Origin of the sequence: Mycobacterium sp., from assembly GCF_025933915.1 — a bacterium.
Taxonomy (GTDB): Bacteria; Actinomycetota; Actinomycetes; order Mycobacteriales; family Mycobacteriaceae; genus Mycobacterium.
The window spans coordinates 1-3,370 of sequence record NZ_JAICZA010000272.1; the positions used below are offsets into that span (position 1 = coordinate 1).

Annotated in this window: 3 protein-coding genes; all 3 read left to right on the top strand. The window is 68.4% G+C overall.

The features are described 5' to 3' along the window. Window positions 1–1,565: condensation domain-containing protein (locus tag Q0W90_RS23820; protein ID WP_297777069.1), on the top strand; the 1,565-nt coding region annotated here is incomplete at its 5' end. Next, window positions 1,562–2,848 carry an NADPH-dependent L-lysine N(6)-monooxygenase MbtG gene (gene mbtG, locus Q0W90_RS23825; protein ID WP_297594359.1) on the top strand — a complete coding sequence of 429 codons (1,287 nt, stop codon included), beginning with the start codon at window positions 1,562–1,564 and terminating at the stop codon, window positions 2,846–2,848. The genes Q0W90_RS23820 and mbtG, both read left to right, overlap by 4 nt. Further along, window positions 2,829–3,044, top strand: coding sequence for an MbtH family protein (locus Q0W90_RS23830; protein WP_297594357.1), 216 nt, complete (start codon window positions 2,829–2,831; stop codon window positions 3,042–3,044). The genes mbtG and Q0W90_RS23830 overlap by 20 nt, the downstream gene beginning before the upstream one ends. Window positions 3,045–3,370 lie beyond the last annotated feature (326 nt).

Below are 3,370 nucleotides of genomic sequence, written 5' to 3' on the forward strand. Positions count from 1 at the left end.
CCGAGTCCGTCGCCGGGGCGACGACGCCCGAGACCGCCACCGAATCCGCGCTGGCCGAACTGCTCGCCGAGCTGCTGGGGCACCCGCGCGTCGACGTCACCGCCGACTTCCTGCAGCTGGGGCTGGACAGCATCATGGCGCTGTCGGTGGTACAGGCGGCCCGGGCGCGTGGAATCGCGCTGCGCGCCAGACTGATCCTCGACTGCACCAACATCCGCCAACTGGCCGAGGCGATCGACTCCGAAACCGCCACGGCCACCCAGCGGGTAGACGACGGAACCGGGCCAATGCCGTTGCTGCCCAACGGCCGGTGGCTCTACGAACACGGCGACCCGCGCCGGCTCGCCCAGACCGAAGCCATCCGGCTGCCCGAGACGCTGCGACGCGAACAGCTCGATGCCGCGCTGGCGAGCATCATCAACGGCCATGAAGTGCTGCGCACCCGGGTCGATCGCTCCACCATGACCCTGGTTCCGGTACCGGCCGCGGACGTCCTCACCGACCTCGAAGAGGTCGAGGTCGACGACCTGGGCGCGGCGGTACCGGCCCGGGTCGCCCGGGCCGTTGACCGTTTGGACCCCGAACGCGGAACGCTGCTGGCCGCGGTGTGGCTGCGACCCCCGGCCGGCGAGAGCGTGCTGTTGCTGGCCGCGCACGTCGTGGCGCTGGACCCGGCGTCGTGGCGGGTGATCCTCGGTGAACTCGGTGCCGCCTTGACGGCATCGGCCACCGGTCACTCACCGGCACCCATCCGCGAACACACCAGCTATCGGCGCTGGGCGCACGCGCTCACCGCGCGTGCGCACGGGTTGGACACGGTGCGATTCTGGGCGTCGGAGTTGGACGGCGACGACCCCGACCTCGGCGCCCGGCGGCTCGATCCCCGCCGCGATCGGGCCCGCGATCTGATCGTCCGCAACGTCGCCACCGACGCCGACCTCACACGCCGGCTGCTGAATTCGGGTCTGCCGCTGCCCACGCTGTTGGTCGCCGCCACCGCGGCGACGGTGACGCGCTGGCGGCGGCTACGCGGTCAGGCCACGCCGCCTCCGCTGCTGGCGCTCGAAACACACGGCCGCGCGGACAGTTTGGTCGACGGGCCGGGCGCGCACGCCATCGACACCGGCGACACGGTGGGCCTGCTCAGCTCCATCTACCCGGTGCGGCTGCACTCGGCCGACCCGCACACGGTGGCGGAGAAGCTGGCGGCGATCCCGGGCGATGGACTCGACTTCGGGTTGCTGCGCTACCTGCGGGACGACACCGCCGAACGGCTCGCCCGATTTGCGCCCCCGCAGCTGTTGCTGAATTACCTGGGCGCCGCCCACACCGGGGGCGGCACCGGGCTGACGCTCGAGCGCGAACTGCTTGCCGGGGTCTCGCCGGTCCCGGAGCCCGAGCTGGCGGTGCGCCACGAGCTCACCGTCGCGGCGATGGTGCTGACATACAGCGGAGAGCGGGTGTTGGCCGCGCAGTGGCGCGCGCTGCCCGACATTCTCACCGACGCAGACATCACCGCGCTGCAAGAACTTTGGATCGATTCGTTGCGGGAGACGTTGAAATGAGCACACTCGCGATCGTGGGCGCTGGAGCCAAGGCGGTGGCCGTGGCCGCCAAGGCTTCCGTACTGCGTGACATGGGCGTCGAGGTTCCGGACGTGGTCGCCGTGGACCGGATCGGTGTCGCGGCGAACTGGCAGGCCAGCGGCGGCTGGACCGACGGCGCCCACCGGCTGGGCACCAGCCCGGAAAAGGACGTCGGCTTTCCCTACCGCTCGGCGCTGGTGCCGCGCCGCAACGCCGAGCTGGACGAGCGGATGACCCGCTACAGCTGGCAGTCCTACCTGATCGCCACGGCGTCGTTCGCCGAGTGGATCGACCGCGGCAGACCCGCCCCGGCGCATCGCCGGTGGAGCCAGTATCTGAGTTGGGTCGCCGACCACGTGGGCATGAGCGTGGTGCATGGCGAGGTCGAACGGCTGGCCGTCACCGGGGATCGCTGGGCGCTGCACACCCACGAGACCACGGTGCACGCCGATGCGTTGATGATCACCGGACCCGGTCAGGCCGAAAAGTCGTTGCTTCCAGGCAATCCGCGCGTCCTGTCGATCGCCCAGTTCTGGGACCGCGCCGCCAATCATGACCGGATCAGCGCCGAGCGGGTCGCGGTGATCGGCGGCGGCGAGACGGCCGCGACGATGCTCAATGAGCTGTTCCGGCACCGAGTCTCGAGCATCACCGTCATTTCTCCCCAGGCGACGCTGTTCACCCGCGGCGAGGGGTTTTTCGAGAACTCGCTGTTCTCCGACCCCAGCAACTGGCCGGCCCTCACCCTCGCCGAACGCAGAGATGCGTTGGCCCGCACCGACCGCGGCGTGTTTTCGTCGAACGTGCAGGAGGCGTTGCTGGCCGACGACCGCATCCACCACCTGCGGGGCCGCGTCGCTCACGCGGTCGGCAGGCAGGGGCAGATCCGGCTGACGCTGTCCACCAACCGCGGCAGCGAGAACCTCGAGACCGTCCACGGGTTTGATCTCGTCATCGACGGTTCCGGTGCTGATTCGCTTTGGTTCGCATCATTGTTCAGTCAGGATGCGCTTGATCTGCTCGAACTGGGCCTGGGTGGGCCCCTGACTTCGGAGCGGTTGCAGGAGGCGATAGGTTATGACCTCGCCGTCACAGACGTCACTCCCAAGTTGTTCCTGCCGAACCTGTCAGGGCTGACCCAGGGGCCGGGGTTTCCCAACCTGAGCTGCCTCGGACTGCTATCCGATCGGGTGTTGGGTTCCACTATCAGCCCGTCCAAGTATCCCGTGCGAAGGAGACATGATGAGCGCCAACCCCTTTGATGACGAAACCGCGACCTTCGTGGTACTGGCCAACGACGAGGACCAGCACAGCCTCTGGCCGACCTTCGCTGACACACCGGCCGGCTGGCGGGTGGTCTTCGGTGAAGCGAGCCGCGAGGACTGCCTGCAGTACGTCGAACAGAACTGGTCGGATATCCGGCCCAAGAGCCTGCTTGAGGCGCTGGCGGGCGAATGACCGACCAAGACTCGTGCCGGTACTCACTTGCGGCACAGGTCATTCAGTGTGTTTTCACGCGTCGCCGCGGTAGCGTCGTCGTAACGTGACCAACCTGAGACACAAATGCCCGTGTCACAAGGCACACTTACACCATCTTCAACCATGAAGACGTGTGACCGCGCGCGTCGCATCCGCGAAATCCCGCCACGGTCCATGTGTATCGAAGGGGGACCTGTGAAAACCGTGAAGTCCATTGCCACGGGGGTGGCGGCGCTGACCGCCATTGGCGGCGCGGCCGCCGGTGTGGCTTCCATCGCAGCGCCGATCGGCCTGCACGAGGTGGC

Excerpts from the sequence above, each read along its gene's own strand:
- Q0W90_RS23830 (WP_297594357.1), top strand. The coding sequence starts at position 2,829 with ATGAGCGCCAACCCCTTTGATGACGAAACCGCGACCTTCGTGGTACTG.
- mbtG (WP_297594359.1), top strand. The coding sequence starts at position 1,562 with ATGAGCACACTCGCGATCGTGGGCGCTGGAGCCAAGGCGGTGGCCGTG.